Source organism: Glycomyces sp. L485, from assembly GCF_022548875.1.
Classification (GTDB): Bacteria; Actinomycetota; Actinomycetes; order Mycobacteriales; family Micromonosporaceae; genus Glycomyces.
In genome coordinates, this window is the sequence record NZ_JAKZEW010000029.1 from 39913 (window position 1) to 58006 (window position 18094).

Consider the following 18094-nt stretch of genomic DNA (forward strand, 5'->3'; position numbering starts at 1 on the left):
CGCAAGACCGCTCAGCGCCCGGCGCCTACAGGACAGTGTGCGTCACCGCTCCCGTGTAGACGCCTGCGACCGCGTCCGCGGGAACATCGACCAGGACCGTGGGATTCCATGACGCGGAGTTGTTGCCGACGCCCGCGGTGAGCGTGAACGCGGTCCGATCGGTGCTGAGCGTCACCGCGTTGGCCGGAAGCGGCTGAGCGGGGGTGAACACCCCGACGCCGCTCGTCGCGGTCGCGAGCCCGGACCAGTAGCGGACGTCGCTGGTGGGGATGGTCTCCTCCGGGCTCGCGCCGCCGGTGGTGAAGGCGTCCGCCGAGACCGAGGCGGTCCAGCTCGCGGTGAGCTGGGCCCGCTCGTCGGTGACCGTGACCGAGCCGATCTGCCCGGAGGCGGTCGTGGCGGGGTCGACGATGCCGAGATCGGCCGCCTCGGGGACGCTGATGGCGAGCGAGCCGGACTGGACGGTGACGGTCAGGCTCGTATGCGACGCCGCGGCCACCGAGACGGGCGCGAGCAGCAACGCGACGACGGCAGCTGCGATGAGCAGCAGTCTCAGCCTCAGCCTCATCGCCACCTCCGAATAGTCACGTACGGTAACCGCCATCGTAGGTCGAGCCTGCGGTCATGTGGCGGTTTTGCGGCGACCGAGGTGCATCGAGCGGCGTCAGGTCCCGCACGAGTCCCCGGCTAAACTCGAATGGTTATGCCTGAGCAGACCGAGCACCGCCACATTCTGACGTTCAACTTCCGTCAGGGCCGGAACAAGCCGCGCCACGACGAGGCCATGGAGCGGCTGTGGCCGCGCTACGGCATGGAGTGGAGTCCCGAAGACGGCAGAATCGACTTCACGAAGCTGTTCGGGCGGCACGCACCGGTCGTCCTGGAGATCGGCTCGGGCAACGGGGAGGCCGCCGCCGCGATGGCCGACGCCGACCGGGAGCGGGACCTGCTGGCCGTGGAGGTCTACCCGCAAGGCGTGGCCGACCTCATGGCCCGCGCCGACGAGCGCGGCCTGGAGAACGTCCGGCTCTACCAGGGGGACGCGCTGCCGCTGCTGTGGAACGGGATCGAGCCGGGCTCGCTCGACGAGATCCGCGTGTACTTCCCCGATCCGTGGCCCAAGAAGCGCCACCACAAGCGCCGCATCATCCAGCCCCGGCACGCGGCGACGATGCGGGGCCTGCTGCGGCCCGGCGGCACCGTCCACTGCGCTACCGACATCGCCGACTACGCCGAGCAGATGCTCGAAGTCCTCACCGCGGACGAGGGCCTGGCGAACACCGCCGACGGGTACGCCCCGAGGCCCGACCACCGACCGGTCACGAAGTTCGAGCGTCGCGGCGTCAAAGCGGGCCGCGAGATCTTCGACCTGATCTTCCGCAAACGCACCTGACGATCGAGGAAGGCGACCAGACCGCCGCGGCCCGCGCCGTCTCGACCGATCACGCGCGCTGGAGGACGGCCCGTCTCAGTCCGGCTCTTGAAGTCGGTCTATGCGGTGATGTAGACCAGCCTGTTCGGACTGCCGGCCGGATCGGTGATCACCCCTGAGGTGGCGTCCCCGATCAAGGCTGACGCCACCGTTGCCGGGCTCGCGGTCGGATTGGCCGACAGATAGACCGCGGCCGCCCCTGCCACGTGCGGTGCCGCGATCGAGGTGCCGTCCCTCCTCACGGTGACGTTGAAAAGGTAGTTCGACCGGACGTTGACCCCCGGCGCGAACAGGTCGACACAGGAGCCGAAGTTCGAGAACCCCCCGCGGACGTCGTTCGCGTCCGCGGCCGCCACGGTCAGCGCCGCCACCAACCGGGCCGGTGAGTACCCGCAGGCATCGGCGTCGGCGTTGCCGGCGGCCACGACGTAAGTGACCCCCGAGTCAATTGAAGCGCTGACGGCGGTGTCGAGCGTTTGACTCGCACCCCCGCTGAGGCTCATGTTGGCGACCGCGGGCTTGACCGCGTTCTGGGTCACCCACTCGACGCCGCCGATGACGGTGACGGCGTCGGCGACGCCGGAGCAGTTGAACACTTGGACCGGCACCAGCTGCGTCTGCTTGGCGATGCCGAAGAGCTCGCCACCGACGATGCCGGCGACATGGGTGCCGTGGCCGTGGCAGTCGCGGGAATTGCCGCCGGGAACGACGGCGCTGTATCCCGGATCGAGCCGACCCGCGAAGTCCACCTCGTCGAGCCAGATGCCGGTGTCGATGATGTAGGCGTGTACCCCGTCCCCGGCGTTGGGGTACGTATAGGAGCCGTCGAGCGGCAGCGATCGCTGGTCGACGCGGTCCAGGCCCCAGCCCGGGGGATTGAGCTGGGTGGCGGCGATCTCGATCCGCGTGTTCTGCTCGACGTACTCCACTGCCGGGTGGGCGGCCAGGCGCTCGGCGTCGGCCGCTTCCATGTGGACGGAGACGGCGTGGACGGAGTCGAAACGGGACTCGATTCGGCCGTCGAACCGGGTCACGAGTTGTTCGACTGGGACCGCCTCGTCCTTGAACGCGACGATGTATTCGCCGGGAATAGCGTCAGGGCTATCGGCTCCGATGATGTCGGCGCTCTCCGCCTGGACCGGCGAGACGGCGAGCGTGACCGCGGTCGCGGCCGCTGTCAATGCTGCTATGAGGTAACGGTTCGTTCTGCTGGTCGTATTGCTGCCCACGGCATCACCCTTCTGCGTGAAAGAACTATGGCCTTGGTCACAAGTCCATTGAACTCAGTCAGATTTAGCCGCCCCCCGGGCGATGCATCCTCGGAACGAGCGGATGTCCCACAATAGAGTGAATTCGTGCCGATACCGACACATCCGAAGCCCGGGCGCGCCCGTCGGCTCCTCTTCAGCTGGTTTCCCGAAGGAACCCAGGCCCTTCAGAGTCTGGAGGAGTTCGGGGCGATTGCCTGCTCGCAGTCCTGTGGAGCAGGACTGAGTGATGCGGGGGCTATGAATCGGGTCGTTCCTTGATGAGCGCTAGCGGAAGCCGGTCGCGTTCGGCCCCGGTAGCGCGCAGCCGCAGCCAACGGAGAAGAGCGAGGTACAAGGCTCCGGATTCATCCGCAGGTCACTTGACAATTCCGGGCAGCCGCCAGTGCGCCGCACAGTCAAGACTCGGAAGTGAGCCTGGTGTGCCAGGCCTCCGCGGAGGCGTCGGTCAAGGACGCCACCTGGTCGATCACCGCTCGCAGGCGCCCGGCGTCGTCACCGGCCCGGTTCCAGGCCTGGGCGAACATCGGTTCCATGGCGTCCGGGCCCCGGTCGCTCAGGAGCGCCACCAGGTCGGTCAGGATCTCGCGCTGGCGCGTGTAGTACGCCTCGCCGGTGCGCGGCTGCATGACGTAGCGCCAGGCGATGCCCTTGAGGAGGGCGCACTGGATGCGCTCCGGCTCGGGGACGATCAGGTCCGCGTCGTAGCGGCGCAGCGGCGCGGAACCGAACTGGCCCTGCGTCGCCTCCACCGCGGCGGTCACGAAGCGGCCCACCATCGTCGAGGTGAAGGACTTGAGCGAGACCAGGGCCCCGAACGAGCCGTCGTAGTCGTGGAGGTCCCGCATCACCGGGTCGCGCAGGAAGTCCTTCAGTGCCTCTCGGAGGGTCGCCTCGGACTCCTCGGAGTAGCGGCCGGCCACGTCGGTGCATACCCCGGCCTGCTCGTCCTGGTCGTCCATCAGGCGCGCGAGGTCGATGTAGCCGCCGTGCAGGCCGTCCTCGACGTCGTGGACCGAGTACGCCACGTCGTCCGACCAGTCCATCACCTGAGCTTCCAGGCACTGGCGGCCCTCGGGTGCGTCCGCCCGGAACCAGTCGAACGCCGCCCGGTCGTCGGTGTAGACGCCGAACTTGCGGACGCCCGCGCTCGCCTCCCACGGGTACTTGCAGGTCGCGTCCAGTGAGGCGCGGGTGAGGTTGAGGCCCACCGAGTCGCCCTCGGCGTCGAGGACCTTGGCCTCGAGGCGGGCGAGCACGCGGAGCGTCTGGGCGTTGCCTTCGAAGCCCCCGCACGGGCCCGCCGCGTCGTGCAGCGCGTCCTCGCCGTTGTGGCCGAACGGCGGGTGGCCCAGGTCGTGCGCCAGCCCGGCCACGTCGACCACGTCGGGGTCGCAGCCGAGCAGGTCCCCTGTCTCGCGGGCGATCTGGGCGACCTCCAGGGAATGGGTGAGACGGGTGCGCAGGAAGTCGTCGGTGCCGGCAGCGTGCACCTGCGTCTTGTCGGCCAGGCGCCGGAATCCGGCCGAGTGCAGCACCCTGGCACGGTCGCGCTGGAACGGCGACCTGAAGGACTCGGGCTCGACCACCCTGCGCTCTTCGGCCGGCCAGCGCTCCGCGAGGTCGTCGACGTGCAGAACGGGATCGGTCACGCTCCAGAGCCTAGCGTGACCGATCCCGGGTTTTGTCGGTCGCGGCTACTCGAGGTAGAGGCGGGCCAGTCCGGTGCCGTCGCCGTCGACCGTGCCGTGGGCCCAGGCGAAGGCCGACAACGGCTCGGCGCCTTCGAGGTCCTCGTATTCGACGACGTCGCTCATGTCAACCCATACCGCGAGCGCGGCGCTGTCGGGGGCGCCGGCGGCGAAGTCCGCGAAGCGGTCGTCGTCGCCGAGGCGGCCCTCCTCGACGTCGGCGCCTTCGAAGCTGAGGGTCGAGCCGTCGACTTCGATGCCTTCGGGCAGTTCCTCTTCTCCGGCGTGTTCGCTGATGAGCGCCTCGAGGGCTTCGGCCTGGTCGCCGGCGAGGACCACGGAGGCGAAGACCGTCTCGGGGTCGAAGTCCTCGCCTTCGGCGGGGAAGCTCGCGGAGAAGGACAGGCGGGCGCCGGAGAGCAGATCGGTGAACTCCTTGACGGAGCCGAAGGCCTCTTCGAAGTCGGGGCCGGTGCTGTAGTCCTCGTAGGAGTTCGGCTCGTCTTCGGTGCCGTACTGCCAGTAGCGGTTTTCGAGTTCCTCGTAGCGGGCCTGGTCCTCGGCGGCGAGGGTGTCGTTCCACCACTGGTCGTCGAGTTCTTGGTATTCGGCGTACTCCTGATCGGTGAGCGGGCCCTCGCCCTCGGGGTGGGCCTCGCCGGTCTCGGCGGCGCCGTCGCCTTCGAGTTCGCTCATCCACTCTTCGGAGAGTTCGGCGAGTTCGTCGGGGAGGTCGGCGACCGCGGCGATGTCACCTGCGGGCAGGGCGGCCATGTCGTCGAGGAGGTCCTCGGAGCCGGTCCACGGGTCGTCCTGGTCGCCGAAGAGGCGGTAGCTCAGTTCGAAGCCGTCGTCGAAGGCGGAGAGGCCGGCGATGAGGTCGCCGGAGTACATCGTCTCGAACGCTGCGAACTCCTCTTCCTCGCCCATGGCCGCGGCGATGTCGGCGACGCCTTCGGTGTCGATCCAGTAGACGAGGAGCTGGTCGCCGTCGAGCCAGGACCGGGCCTGCTCATAGCCGTCCGATTCGGAGAGCGGGGAGGCGCCGGCCTCGGATTCGGCGGCGGCGAGCGCTTCGCGGGCGCCGCCGTCGCCGAGGACCATCAGGACCGAGTCGTCGCCGACGCTGAAGGCCCACTCCTCGGTGGCGACGCCTGCGGCGGTGCGGATCTTCTCCAGGCCCGACTCGGCGGCTTCGGCGTCGGTGCTGGCGAGGTTGACCACGCCGTAGGGCTTGCCGTCGTACTCCCACACGGCGAAGCCGTGCCGCCGTCCCAGCCAGGACGCGAGGTCCTCTTCGGCGTCGACGTCGTCGAGGCCTGCCTCTTCGAGGAGGTCGGCGAGCATGTCGTCGGTGTCGTCGTAGTCGAGCCCCTCGAACTTGTTGAGGTGTTCGAGGAGTTTGGGGGTCTGGTCGAAGGACGGGTCGAAGTTGACCTCGACGTACATGGCGGCCGAGGACGGAAAGCGCTCGGCCGGGTCGGGCCCTGAGGTCCACACGTGGTTGAAGAACACGAAGGCGCCGATGCCGGCCAGGAGCGCGATGGACAGGACCGAGGCGAGGACGACGGTGCCCCGCCGCCTGGGCCTGGGAGGGGGCGGCGGCATGGGCGTGTAGGCGCCCGGCGGCGGGTACGGCGGCTGCCCGCCGGCGTTCGGCGGCGGCGGCTGCTGCTCGACGTACGGCCGGGGCTGCTGCGGGCCGTAGGGCCCGGGCTCGGGCCCGGCGTTGTACTGCTGGGGGCCGTTGTAACTCGACATCCTTCGACGCTAGATCGGCGGTGCGAGGCGCACATCCCGATTAAGTGCCAAGCGGGTGTCAGAACTCGTAGACCTGTCCCGGTCTGACCACTTCGACCGGCCCGGTGTAGGCGGCGCGGGCCTCGGCGAGGGTGTCCTGGCGCGACCCCCACGGCTCCACCAGGTGGGTGAGGAGCAGGCGTCCGGCGCCGGCCTTGGTGGCGTAGTCGCCGGCTTCCTTCCCGGTGAGGTGGACGTCCTTGGGGTTCTCGCGTCCTTCGAGGTAGGACGCCTCGGCGAGGAGGATGTCGCAGTGCGCGGCGAGGGTTTCGAGGGCCGCGCAGGGGCCGGTGTCGGAGGAGTACGCCAGGGAGGACCCGGCGTGCTCGACCCTGACGCCGAAGGTCTCGACGGGGTGGGCGACGCGGTCGACGATGACGGTGAGCGGGCCGAGCGCGAAGGCGCCGGGCCGCAGTTCGCGGAAGTCGTAGACGTCGCGCAGCAGCGGATGGCACAGTTCGCCCTGGCCGCCGTAGGCGGAGACGATGCGGTCGGCGACGCCGGCGGGCCCGAACAGCGGCAGCGGGTGCTCGGGGCGGGCCGGGGCGTAGCGGCGCATGACGGCGTAGGCGCAGGTGTCGAAGAAGTGGTCGGGGTGCAGGTGCGTGACGATGACCGCGTCGAGCAGGTGCGGGTCGACGTATTTCTGCAGCTCGCCGAGCGAGCCGGTGCCGAAGTCGATCAGCAGCCGGAAGCCTCCGGCCTCGACCAGGTAAGCCGAGCAGGGCGTATCCGGGGCCGGGAAGGAGCCTGCGCATCCGATCACGGTGAGTTTCATGGCAGATCACACCTCGTCCAGTGCTGCCGTCGCGGCGTTCGGGAACAGGGTTCCCAGGAAGCGGCGCGCGGTCCGGGTGAAGGCCTCCGGGTCGCCGGTGGCGTAGAAGGCGTGTTCTGGCGGCTGCTCGCGCGAGGCGAGCAGGTCGTGCTCGGTGAGCACGCGGTACAGTTCGCGCGCGCTCTCGCTCGCGGACGACACCAACGACACGTCTTCTCCCATCACCAGTCCTATGAGCCCCGACAACAGCGGATAGTGGGTGCAGCCCAATACGACCGTGTCGACGTCGGACTGCTGTAGCGGCTCAAGGTACCCCTGAGCCAGGCCTAGGAGCTGTCGGCCGGTTGTCACTCCTCGTTCCACGAAGTCGACGAACGCCGGGCAGGCCACCGAGGTCACCTTCACGTCCGGTACCGCGTTGAAGGCGTCGAGGTAGGCCCCCGAGGAGATCGTCGACCGCGTCCCGATCACGCCGACCCTGCCGGTCTTCGTGGTCGCGACGGCGCGGCGGACCGCGGGCCGGATGACCTCGACGACCGGGATGTCGTAGCGGTCTCGGATGTCGGCGAGGCTAGCGGCCGAGGCCGAGTTGCAGGCGATCACCAATGCTTTGACCTCCTGTTCCACCAGGTGGTCGCAGGCGCCGAGCGTGAGCCGGCGGACTTCGGCGATCGGCCTGGGCCCGTATGGGACGTGCGCGGTGTCGCCGACGTAGACCAGTCGTTCGGCGGGCAGCAGTTCGGCGACCGCTCGGGCGACGGTCAGGCCCCCGACACCGGAGTCGAAGATCCCGATGGGCGCGTCGTTCATGGGCTCCGAGCGTACGTCCACAGACCGCATCGTCGCCCGTTCTCGCCACGGGAATGTCGCCAAAATGACATGGTGGCGAGCGCCACAGTAAAACCTGCGGCGGCCTCGTGCTCAGGGTGAACTCGAAGTCGTCAGGCCATCGACAGCATCGCGAACGCCGCCAGCACCGTCGCCGAGGCGGCGGCCATGAACATCCACGGCACGCCTTTGAAGCGCAAGGTCGCGAACGCCATCATCGTCAGCAGCATGCCGACGACGCCGGTGGTGATGAACGCCGGGGTGAACCAGGACGGACCGTCGCCGAAGACGTGGAACAGGCCCACGATCGCCGAGGCCGAACCGGCCAGGACCAGCGCGAGCGCCCAGGAGGCGACGCCGGCGAGGCGACGCAGGCGGACCTGCGGCGACTCGGGCGGAGTCGGGTCGGTGTCGGGGCCGCCCGGTCCGAGCGGCGCGCCGTTTTGGCGCGGCACTTCCGCGGCCTTCCCGGACAGGAAAGTGGGGGCGGGCTCGGTGGTACTCATCCGGCCAGGCTAGCAAGCGCATATTCGGACATCAGGCCCACACCTGGCCGTCCAAAGCGTTGGCGGCCTCGTCGAGGCCGTCGGAGTAGGCGCCGGTCGACAGGTACTTCCAGCCGCCGTCGGCCACCAGGAGCGCGATGTCGGCAGTGCGCCCGGCCCGCCGTGCCTCGCGGGCCAGCGCGAGCCCGGCGTGAACGACCGCGCCGGTCGAGAGGCCGACGAACAGGCCTTCGGCCGACAGGAGCTCGCGGGTGCGCTTGAGGGCGTCCTCGGTCCCGACCGACAGGCGGCGGGTGAGGACCGTCTCGTCGTACAGCTCAGGCACGAAACCCTCGTCGAGGTTGCGCAGGCCGTAGACGAGTTCGCCGTAGCGGGGCTCGGCGGCGACGATCTGGACGCCTGGGACGTGCTCGGTGAGGTAGCGGCCGACGCCCATGAGCGTGGCGGTGGTGCCGAGCCCGGCGACGAAGTGGGTGATGCCGGGGAGGTCGCGCAGGAGTTCCGGCCCGGTGCCCTCGTAGTGGGCGGCCTCGTTGGCCGGGTTGGCGTACTGGTTGAGCATGACCAGCTCGGGTTTGTCGGCGGCCATCTCGCGGGCCTTGGCGACGGCGGCGTTGGAGCCGCCGGCGGCCGGGGAGAACACGATCTCGGCGCCGAAGGCCGTGAGCAGCTGGCGGCGTTCGAGTGAGGTGTTCTCGGGCATGACGCAGACGAGGCGATAGCCCTTGCGGCGGGCGAGCATGGCCAGGGCGATTCCCGTGTTGCCCGAGGTCGGCTCAAGGATGGTGCAGTCGTCGGTGAGGCGCCCGTCCCGTTCGGCGGCCGCGATCATCTTGGCCGCCACGCGGTCTTTGACCGAGCCTGTGGGGTTGGCCCCTTCGAGCTTGGCCCACAGCCGGACCTCGGGCGAGGGTGAGAGCCGCGGCAGGCCGACCAGCGGCGTGTCGCCGAGGGTCTCGGTGATGTCGGAGTAGCGTGCCACGGCTTCCCTGCTCCCTACATGCCGCCCGCGACGGCGGGCAGGATCGTGACCGAGTCGCCGTCCGACAGCTTCGCTTCGAGGCCGCCGATGAAGCGGACGTCCTCGTCGTTGACGTAGACGTTGACGAAGCGGTGCAGGGCGCCCTCGTCGGTGACGATGCGGCCCTTGAGGCCGGTGTGGGCGGTGTCGAGGTCGTCGAACAGTTCGGCGAGGGTGTCGCCGTCGCCGGAGACGAGCTTCTGGCCGCCGGTGTGGCTGCGGAGGATGGTGGGGACGCGGACTTCAATGGACATGGAGATTCCTTCGGTCATGGGGAAAACGGCAGACTCATCACGCCGCCTCGGGGTGGGCGGCCGCGGGGTCAGTGACAGTCGTAGACCGTCGAGTCGGGGCTGTGCGCGAACTTGTACGTCTGCACCGCGTCGGGCGCGCCGACGACCTCGATGGGTTCCTCGGTGACCTCGCCGTCGCTGATGCGGAACGAGCGGATCTCGGCGACGTCGGGGTCGCGGGTGGTCAGGAGCACGTAGTGCGCCTGCGGGAGCCCCATTTCGGAGGCGATGCCGGTGTCGGAGCGCGACGGGTAGGCCTCGGTGGCCGTGTGGGAGTGGTAGGCGACGACGACTTCCTCGTCGGCCTCCCACATCTGGTCGTAGACGCGCTTCCACTCTTCGGCGTCGAACTCGTAGAAGGTCGTGGAGCGGGCGGCGTTGATCATCGGGATGTGCCTTGTCGGCTCTCCCGTGCCCTCGGGGCCGGCGATGAGTCCGCACGCCTCGTCCGGGTGGTCCGCCCGGGCGTGGGCGACCATCGCCTCGACCAGTTCATGCGCTATCCGCAACACGCGGACAAGCGTACACGGGGAGGCCGCCGCGCCGCTGCCCTCGCTCAGGTCGTGAGACGCGTGTCGGGCTCCGTTTCCTGGTGCGGCAGCGGTGCGGTGAGGGCGGCGACCATGACCGCGAGCGGCACGAGTGTCGAAAGCCACAGCACGAGGGAGAACGAGCCGGTCCACGAATAGAACAGGGAGTAGATGACGGGTGCGAAGGCGCTGCAGGTGATGGTGACTCCGGAGACGACGCCGCGAATGGCGCCGATGTGGGCGGTGCCGAACAGGCGCGGTGTGGTGCCGATCTCGATGGCGCGGAGGGCGTTGCCGCAGGCGCCGAAGACGATGCCGAAGCCGACGGCGGACCAGCCGGGGTCGGCCATGGTGCCCCAGGCGAACGCGACGGCGAAGGCGAGCATCGCGGCGGCGATGAGGAGGCGGGGGCTGGCGCGGTCGAGGATCGAGCCGACCAGGAGGGTCGCGACGGTGCCGGCGACGGCCTGAGGCAGGAAGTTCGCGGCGGCCTCGGTGGCGGACAGGCCCCTCTCGCCGAGGAGGGCGATGAGATGGAAGCCGATGGCGGCGTTGAAGAAACCGGCGGTGGCGAAGGTCGCAACCAGTACCCAGAAGAAGGGGTGCCGCATGGCCTGCCCGCGGCTCATGCCGGGCTCGGGGCCGGACCGGGCGCCACCCGCGGGGTCGCCGTCGACGAACTGGCCGAGTTCGGCGGGGCGGTCGCGGGTCCACACCAGCGCCAACGGCAGCATGACCGCGACGACGACGGCGGCTTCGACGAGCATCGCCGTGCGCCAGTCGAACGCGGAGATGAGCCGCTCCAGCGGGACCGGGGAGAGCGCGATGATGCCGCCGCCGACGGCGATCTGGACGCTGAGGACCCGGCCGCGCCGTTTGGCGTACCAGCGGGAGACGAGCGTCGCCGCGCACAGGCCGAGGGCGCCCTGGCCGAGCATGCGGATGCCGATGAAGCCGAATGCGAGGCCGAACAGGTCGGCGGCGAACGACAGGCCGACGAGGGCGAGGCCGAGGGCCGCGACGACCACCGACATGACCGAGCGCACCCCGTAGCGGTCGACGGCGCGTCCGACCCACGGGAGGGTGAAGGCGCCGGCGAGGGTGCCGATCATGTAGGCGGCGGAGACGGCGGTGCGGCCGACGCCGAGCTCGGCGATGATCGGATCGATGAACACCGAGATGGAGGCGGTCTGGCCCGGGAACGTCAGGCCCATTGCGAGGGTCGCGATGACGACCATGCGGGGACCGGAGAACCTGCGTTCGGCGGTGCGGGCTATCACGAGCGGCGCTCCCAGGGGGTAGAGGCTGCTGGCCGACCGGCTAGGCAAGCCTTTTCCAGATTAGTCACCCGCCGCGTGAGGCCGTCGCTGGACCTGGGAGGCAACGGCGACTGCGAGTCGGGCTCGTGCACTAGGCTCGTCGCATGTCCGTCACGCTCCCCCGCACACCCCTGTACACCGACCACTACGAGTACACGATGCTGGAAGCCTCCCTGCGCGACGGCACCGCCGACCGCCCCTGCGTGTTCGAGGTGTTCGGACGCCGCCTGCCCACCGGCCGCCGCTACGGCGTCGTCGCAGGCATCGGACGCCTCTGGGAGGCGATCCAGCGGTTCCGCTTCGACGAGGAGACCCTCGCGGACCTCATCGGCCACGACGTCATCAGCGAATCGACCGCCGCCTGGCTGTCCGACTACCGTTTCGGCGGCGACATCGACGTCTACGCCGAGGGCGAGCTGTACTTCCCCGGCTCCCCCATCGTCACCGTCTCGGGCACCTTCGCCGAATGCATCCTGCTGGAGACGCTGACGCTGTCGATCCTCAACCACGACTCCGCGATCGCCTCCGCGGCGGCGCGCATGGTCACCGCCGCCCGCGGGCGCCCGATCCTGGAGATGGGCTCCAGGCGCACCCACGAGGCCGCCGCCATCGCCTCCTCCCGCGCCGCCTACCTCGCCGGTTTCGCCGCCACGTCCAACCTGGAGGCCGGACGCCGCCACGGCGTGCCGACCGCCGGCACCAGCGCGCACGCCTTCACGCTCCTGCACGCCTCCGAAGTGGCCGCGTTCGAGGCGCAGATCGCCACGTTCGGCACCGACACGACGCTGCTGGTCGACACCTACGACATCTCCCAGGGCATCCGCAACGCCATCGCCGTCGCAGGGCCCCGCCTGCGCGCCATCAGGATCGACTCCGGCGACCTCGATGTCATGGCCACCGGCGCCCGCGAGTTGCTCGACGAGCTGGGCGCCGTCGACACCAAGATCGTCGTCTCCGGCGATCTCGACGAGTACTCGATAGCGGCGCTGGCCGCCGCGCCGGTGGACATGTACGGGGCCGGGACCTCGGTGGTGATCGGGTCGGGCGCTCCGACCGCGCAACTGGTCTACAAGCTCGTCGAAGTGGACGGGCGCCCCGTCGCCAAGCGCTCGGAGCACAAGGGCACCACCGGCGGCCGCAAGACGGCCGTCCGGCGCCACAAGCCGACCGGGACAGCCGTCGAGGAGGTCGTCGTCTCCCAGGGCGAGCCGGAAACGATGCCCGGCGACAAGCGCCTGCAGGTGCCGCTGTTCCGCTCCGGGGAACCGGTGAATCCGCCGAGCCTGGACGAATCGCGGGAGCTGCTTCGCCAACGGCTCATCTCGATCCCCTGGGAGGGGCTGAAACTGTCCCCCGGCGACCCCGCTATTCCGGTGATCATGCGTCAAGCGGGTGCGTGAGCGCTCGGGATACGATTCGGATGCCCTTATCGGCCATCCCCCGAAATCGTCCCGGAAAGGACCCGCCCCAATGGTGTTCAGCAAGATCAAGGCCATCCTCGGCGCCGGTGTCGCCATCGACACGCTCCTGCACGAAACGTCCGTCACTCCAGGAGGGACGCTCAAAGGCGAGGTGCGCATCTCCGGCGGCGAAGTGGACGCCGCCGTCGAGGGCGTCGAGATCCAATTCACCGCCCTGGTCGAGGACGACGCCAAGGGCGAGGACGCCAAGAGCGTCCACGAGTACTTCAGCACCGAGGTATCGGGCAAGTTCGACCTGCTCAAGGGCCAGGCGCACTCGGTGCCGTTCGAGATCCAGGTGCCGTGGGAGACCCCGTTCAACTCCAGCGACGGGCGCCCGCTGGTGGGCGGCATGAAGCTCGGCGTCTCCACGAAGCTGGCGCTGGACCAGGCGTTCGACAAGGGCGACCTGGACTGGCTGACCGTGGAGCCGCTGCCGGTGCACCGGACGGTGTGGGCGGCTCTGGAGGGCCTGGGCTTCTCCTTCCAGGAGACGGACCTGGAGACGGGCTCGATCCAGGGCTCGACGGTGCCGTTCTACCAGGAGGTCGAGTTCTGGGCGACCGACGAGCCCTACGCCGGGCGTGTCAAGGAGCTCGAAGTGACGTTCGTGGCCGGCGAGGCGAACACGGACGTCGTCTTCCAGGCCGACAACACCGCAGGGCTGCTGGCTCCCGACCTGAACACCACCGTCCGGTTCAGCCTGCCGACCGCCGACGAGGCGGACGCGACCGAGTCCGTTCGCGAGCAGCTCGACCGCCTGCTGGCCCAGAAGGGCGCGTAGCAGCAGCTCAATACGCCCGACGGGCGGTTCCGCGAGTGATCGCGGGGCCGCCCGTCTTCGCGTCTTCGGAGATGCTCCCGCTCCGGGCTTGCACTCGATATACTTATACGTATATGATGTACGTATACATAGATGCGGCGAGCAGAGGAGGCTAAGATGCCGTCATGCCGAACAAGACGATCTACGTATCCGACAAGGACCTGCCGCTCTACGCCAGAGCGCAGGAGCTCGCCGGCGGCAACCTCTCCAAGGCGATCACAGGGGCGCTGCGGCGCTACGTCGAGGCCGAGGAGGGCCGCTTGGAGGGCTATGACGAGATCACCGTGAAAGTCGGCGTCGGCCCGGCCCGCAAGCGCCGCCGACAGCGCTTCACCGGCGTCAAGCTCGGCGAATGGGGCCGTTCGGACGACAAGCGCGCCGAGATCTACAAGGTCTACCGCTCCAAGTCCGGCAAGTTCGTGATCCACATCGAGCGCACGCCGGACTGGACGTGGGACACCAAGGAGGGCGGCTGGAAGCGGCACCTCGGCATCGGCGAGCAGACCTGGGCGACCACGCCCGAGGAGGGCACTCTCGAAGTCGTCGGCACCCTCGAAGAACTCAAGGCGAAGATCCCCGCCGAGCTGTACGACATGGTCGCCGCGGGCGCCGAGGCGCCGCCGGTCGAAGACCTCGACATCTAGACCTCCGAACCCGAACCGCACACCGGCCCGGCGCCGTCAGCCGATCCTGCGCTCCGAACGATCGCTCGCAGTGGGGTTCCGTGCGCCCAAAATCAGTCCACAAAGCACATTCTATCGAGGAGTGATCGTGTCCACCGCGAAACCACTGGCCATCGAAGCCCGAGGACTGCGCAAGTCCTACGACGACAACACCGTCCTCGACGGCATCGACCTGTCCGTGCCCGAAGGAGCCGTCTTCGCCCTGCTGGGCCCCAACGGCGCCGGCAAGACCACCACCGTCGCCATCCTGTCCACCCTCATCGGCGCGAACGCCGGCGAAGCGCGGATCGGCGGCCACCATCTCGACCACGAGACCGACGAGGTGCGGAGCCTGATCGGCGTCACCGGGCAGTTCGCCGCCATCGACAAGCTGCTCACCGGGCGAGAGAACCTGCACCTGATGGGCCGCCTGCACCACCTTCCCAAGACCGAGATCCACGAGCGCGCCCAGCGACTGCTCGAACAATTCGACCTGGTCGAGGCCGCGAAACGGTCCCCGGAGACCTACTCCGGAGGCATGAGGCGCCGCCTCGACCTCGCGATGAGCCTCATGGGCGACCCGCGGGTGATCTTCCTCGACGAACCCACCACCGGGCTCGACCCGCGCAGCCGCCGAACCATGTGGACGATCATCCGCGAGCTGGTCGCAGGCGGCGTCACCATCTTCCTGACCACCCAGTACCTGGAGGAGGCCGACCAACTGGCCGACCGTATCGCCGTCCTCGACGGCGGCCGGATCATCGCCGAGGGCACCGCCGAGGAACTCAAACGGCTCATCCCCGGCGGCCACATCAGCGTGCGGCTGAAGCGGGTCGACCAACTCGAACCCGCCGCCCGGGAACTGGAGGCGACCTCGACCGATCCCGACCAGCTCACGATCCAGGTGCCCGGCGACGGGACGGTCGACTCGCTGCGATCGGTCATCGAGCGGCTCGACCGCGCCGGCATCGAAGTGGACGACCTGAGCGTCCACACCCCCGACCTCGACGACGTCTTCCTCGCCCTCACCGGACGGCCCGAAAACCCGACCAGCCAGAAGGAGTCCCTGCGATGAGCACCATGTCCTACGCCCTCACCGACTCGATGACCATGCTGCGCCGCCAGATCCGACACATGGGGCGGTACGCGTCGCTGACGCTCATGGTCATCGGCATCCCGGTCGTCTTCCTGCTGCTGTTCGTCTACGTCTTCGGCGGGACGCTCGGCGACGGACTCGGCGGCATCACCGGCGGCCGCGCGGCCTACCTCGCATACGTCGTCCCGGGCGTCCTCATGATGGCCGTCGCCGGATCAGCGCAAGGCACCTCGCTCAAGGTGGCGATGGACATGGACGAGGGGATCATCGACCGCTTCCGCACCATGGCCATCTCGCGGGTCTCGGTCCTGACCGGGCACGTCCTCGCCAGCATGATCCAGATCCTCCTGGCCATCACCGTGGTCCTCGGCATCGCGGCGGCGATCGGGTACCGGACCGGCGCCGGCGTCGCCGACTGGTTCGGGCTGCTCGGAGTGTTCCTGCTCATCTCATTCGCGATCACTTGGCTGACCGTGGCGGCGGGCATCACCGCCAAGAGCCCAGAGACGGCCAGCAACACGCCGATGCCGCTTATGCTGCTGCCGTTCATGGGCTCGGGCTTCGTGCCGACCGAGTCCATGCCGACCGCGATGCAGTGGTTCGCCGAATACCAGCCGTTCACACCGTGGATCGAAGTCACCCGCGGCCTGCTCGACGGCACCGGCGCCGCTGGCTCCGACATCGCGCTGGCCGTCTCCTGGGCCGGGGCCATCGCGCTCTTCGGCTACCTGGTGGCGCGGGCCGAGTTCGACCGGCGCGGAGCGTAGGGCCCGAATCGCGAAGCCGGTGAGGGCGGCCCCCGCAGCCGTCCTCACCGGCGACGCCCGAACCCGTCGGGGCACACGCCGACCTCGCGCCGACCGGACGCTACCGCTGGTGGTAGTCGCGCCAGGAGTGGACCGGGTCGTAGCCGAGAACCCTGCGGGCCTTCTCGATCGACAGGAGCGTCTCGTGGCCTTCCACGGGGCGACGCAGGTCCAGGTCCGGGTAGTACTCCTTGACCAGGTCCATCGTCGGGGTCGTCATGACCGTGTCCGGAGAGGCGATCACGAAGACCTCCTCGCCGGTCCCCTCGCGGCCCAGGCCGAGCCGCACGGCCTGGGCGCCGTCGCGCGCGTCGATGTAAGACCACAGGTTCCACTTGCGCAGCTTCGGGTCGTCGTTGAAGCCCGGGAAGACGTCGTAGTCCTCGGGGTACATGACGTTCGAGAACCGCAGGCCCGTCGCCTTCAGCTCGGGGTCCCAGCGGCACAGCTCGGCGACCATCGTCTCCTCGAGGTGCTTGACGAGGGAGTACGTGCTCTCGGGGCGGGCTGCGTACTCCTCGTCGACCGGCAGGTACGGCGGCGGGGTTTCGAACGGCAGGCCCAGCACGGTCTCACTGGAGGCCCACACGACGTTCTTGATCCCGGCCAGGCGCGCGGCCTGGAAGACGTTGAAGGTGGTCAGCATGTTGTTTCGGAACGTCTCGGCGTTCGCGTACTGGCCCGGTGCGGGGATCGCCGCCAGGTGGACGAGCGCGTCCACCCTGTCGTAGCGGTCGTCGATGCGGGTCAACACCTCCACGGCTTGGCCGTAATCGGTCAAGTCGACCTTCGTGAACGGCGCGAGCGAGTCCGGGGAGGGGATCCTGTCGAGGTTCACCACTTCCCAGCCGTGCTCGACCAGGTCGCGCACCACCGCCCGTCCGAGCTTGCCGCTGCCGCCGGTCACCGCCACGCGATTCGCCATGGGGCCTTCCTTCCGATTCAAGATTGATCCATCTCGGTCCGAAGCCTAAGACCTGGAGCGCACTCCAAGTCAAGACTCCAGGTCATTCACGCCCCACTGGCTGCCCGTGGCACCATTCGGTCCATGACGACGCGCTTGGAGATCGGTTCGGCGGAGATCTTCGCCCTCACCGACGCCGAAGGACCGTTCTTCTCCGATCGGGCCGAGGCGTTCCCGACGGTGACCGAGGAGCAGTGGCGGGAGGCAGACTGGAGGCTGGCGGGGAGCTCGTGGCGATCACCGGGGACGTCCTGGTTCACGCCGTGCAGCTGCTGTACCCGGAGGTGGCCTATGCACACGAAGTCGACTCGGAGTTGGCCCGCACTTCCCGAGAGGGGCTGCTGAGACAAGTCAGAGCGGCGGGCGGCAGATTGGCGACACCGCACCTGAGCGCCCCCTTCCAGGTCGTGGGGTCTTGAGGTCGCAGCCGCCTGGGGAGGCCGGAAATGGCTCTTGGGGCGCTGGCGGCGTCGTTCTCGTGGGTGGTCGATCTGCGCCAAGGGCGGCAGCGACGGGGAGGTGGAGGGTTTCCCGGGGTGCGCTGCGGGGGGACGGGTGCATCCCGGGCGAGGCGGCCTTGGCGGATGAGTTCTGCTCGTGTTGTGTTGCGCGGCAGGCGATCCAGGTCCCGAACATGAGGGGTTTCTCCCCCTATCAGGTGATGATTTCTGCTGGTCAGGCCCGTATCATTGAAGTATAGGACGAACAGTCGGAAACAGGGAGATTGTTCGAAGATATGGCGGTGACCGAGGGGGTGTGTGATGGCGAAGACGAAAGCGGACGGGTCGGTGCGGAGCGAGAAGTCGAAGGTCATCCA

Annotated in this window: 18 protein-coding genes; 6 read left to right on the forward strand and 12 right to left on the reverse strand. The window is 69.0% G+C overall.

The genetic code is table 11. The features are described 5' to 3' along the window. Positions 1 to 25: 25 nt before the first annotated feature. Entirely contained in the window at positions 26 to 568 is a 543-nt protein-coding gene (locus L0U85_RS14395) for a hypothetical protein (protein ID WP_241378456.1), read from the reverse strand. Between the two features lie 129 nt (positions 569 to 697). On the opposite strand from L0U85_RS14395, the gene trmB reads away from it, so the two are divergent. Then, complete coding sequence (gene trmB, locus L0U85_RS14400; protein WP_347177442.1) at positions 698 to 1393, forward strand: tRNA (guanosine(46)-N7)-methyltransferase TrmB; 696 nt, start codon at positions 698 to 700, stop codon at positions 1391 to 1393. A 98-nt stretch (positions 1394 to 1491) separates the two neighbouring features. On the opposite strand, the gene L0U85_RS14405 is transcribed toward trmB, so the two are convergent. The 10 genes from L0U85_RS14405 to L0U85_RS14450 all read right to left on the reverse strand — a co-directional run bounded on the left by L0U85_RS14405 (position 1492) and on the right by L0U85_RS14450 (position 11427). Continuing rightward, complete coding sequence (locus L0U85_RS14405; protein WP_241378458.1) at positions 1492 to 2613, reverse strand: S8 family peptidase; 1122 nt, start codon at positions 2611 to 2613, stop codon at positions 1492 to 1494. 485 nt (positions 2614 to 3098) lie between these two features. Further along, positions 3099 to 4352, reverse strand: a complete 1254-nt coding sequence (locus L0U85_RS14410) for a deoxyguanosinetriphosphate triphosphohydrolase (protein WP_241378459.1) — start codon at positions 4350 to 4352, stop codon at positions 3099 to 3101. A gap of 45 nt (positions 4353 to 4397) precedes the next feature. After that, positions 4398 to 6152, reverse strand: a complete 1755-nt coding sequence (locus L0U85_RS14415; RefSeq protein ID WP_241378460.1) for a hypothetical protein — start codon at positions 6150 to 6152, stop codon at positions 4398 to 4400. 58 nt (positions 6153 to 6210) lie between these two features. After that, on the reverse strand, positions 6211 to 6969 hold the full coding sequence (locus L0U85_RS14420) for an MBL fold metallo-hydrolase (protein WP_241378461.1): 759 nt from the start codon (positions 6967 to 6969) through the stop codon (positions 6211 to 6213). A gap of 6 nt (positions 6970 to 6975) precedes the next feature. Then, on the reverse strand, positions 6976 to 7779 hold the full coding sequence (gene murI, locus L0U85_RS14425) for a glutamate racemase (protein WP_241378462.1): 804 nt from the start codon (positions 7777 to 7779) through the stop codon (positions 6976 to 6978). A gap of 131 nt (positions 7780 to 7910) precedes the next feature. Next, on the reverse strand, positions 7911 to 8303 hold the full coding sequence (locus tag L0U85_RS14430; RefSeq protein WP_241378463.1) for a hypothetical protein: 393 nt from the start codon (positions 8301 to 8303) through the stop codon (positions 7911 to 7913). A gap of 31 nt (positions 8304 to 8334) precedes the next feature. Then, on the reverse strand, positions 8335 to 9285 hold the full coding sequence (locus tag L0U85_RS14435) for a cysteine synthase (protein ID WP_241378464.1): 951 nt from the start codon (positions 9283 to 9285) through the stop codon (positions 8335 to 8337). A 14-nt stretch (positions 9286 to 9299) separates the two neighbouring features. Next, positions 9300 to 9578: a MoaD/ThiS family protein gene (locus L0U85_RS14440; protein ID WP_241378465.1), complete on the reverse strand. Its 279-nt coding sequence runs from the start codon at positions 9576 to 9578 to the stop codon at positions 9300 to 9302. A gap of 68 nt (positions 9579 to 9646) precedes the next feature. Continuing rightward, positions 9647 to 10129: a M67 family metallopeptidase gene (locus tag L0U85_RS14445; RefSeq protein WP_347177443.1), complete on the reverse strand. Its 483-nt coding sequence runs from the start codon at positions 10127 to 10129 to the stop codon at positions 9647 to 9649. Between the two features lie 44 nt (positions 10130 to 10173). Then, a complete protein-coding gene (locus tag L0U85_RS14450; protein WP_241378466.1) occupies positions 10174 to 11427 on the reverse strand; it encodes an MFS transporter in 1254 nt (417 codons plus the stop codon). A 143-nt stretch (positions 11428 to 11570) separates the two neighbouring features. Between L0U85_RS14450 and L0U85_RS14455 the strand changes: the two genes are divergently transcribed. The 5 genes from L0U85_RS14455 (at position 11571) to L0U85_RS14475 (ending at position 16274) form a co-directional block, all read left to right on the forward strand. After that, complete coding sequence (locus L0U85_RS14455) at positions 11571 to 12866, forward strand: nicotinate phosphoribosyltransferase (protein WP_241378467.1); 1296 nt, start codon at positions 11571 to 11573, stop codon at positions 12864 to 12866. A gap of 70 nt (positions 12867 to 12936) precedes the next feature. Further along, on the forward strand, positions 12937 to 13710 hold the full coding sequence (locus tag L0U85_RS14460) for a sporulation protein (protein ID WP_241378468.1): 774 nt from the start codon (positions 12937 to 12939) through the stop codon (positions 13708 to 13710). Between the two features lie 164 nt (positions 13711 to 13874). Continuing rightward, positions 13875 to 14393 carry an EXLDI protein gene (locus L0U85_RS14465; RefSeq protein ID WP_241378469.1) on the forward strand — a complete coding sequence of 173 codons (519 nt, stop codon included), beginning with the start codon at positions 13875 to 13877 and terminating at the stop codon, positions 14391 to 14393. A gap of 124 nt (positions 14394 to 14517) precedes the next feature. Then, positions 14518 to 15486 (forward strand): ATP-binding cassette domain-containing protein, encoded by a 969-nt coding sequence (locus tag L0U85_RS14470; RefSeq protein WP_347177447.1) that lies wholly within the window; start codon positions 14518 to 14520, stop codon positions 15484 to 15486. After that, the gene (locus L0U85_RS14475; RefSeq protein ID WP_241378471.1) at positions 15483 to 16274 is read left to right on the forward strand and encodes an ABC transporter permease; all 792 of its coding nucleotides are present in this window, start codon (positions 15483 to 15485) and stop codon (positions 16272 to 16274) included. Before L0U85_RS14470 ends, L0U85_RS14475 begins: the two co-directional genes overlap by 4 nt. Before the next feature lie 100 nt (positions 16275 to 16374). On the opposite strand, the gene L0U85_RS14480 is transcribed toward L0U85_RS14475, so the two are convergent. Then, a complete protein-coding gene (locus L0U85_RS14480) occupies positions 16375 to 17238 on the reverse strand; it encodes an NAD(P)-dependent oxidoreductase (RefSeq protein ID WP_241378472.1) in 864 nt (287 codons plus the stop codon). Between the last annotated feature and the right edge of the window lie 856 nt (positions 17239 to 18094).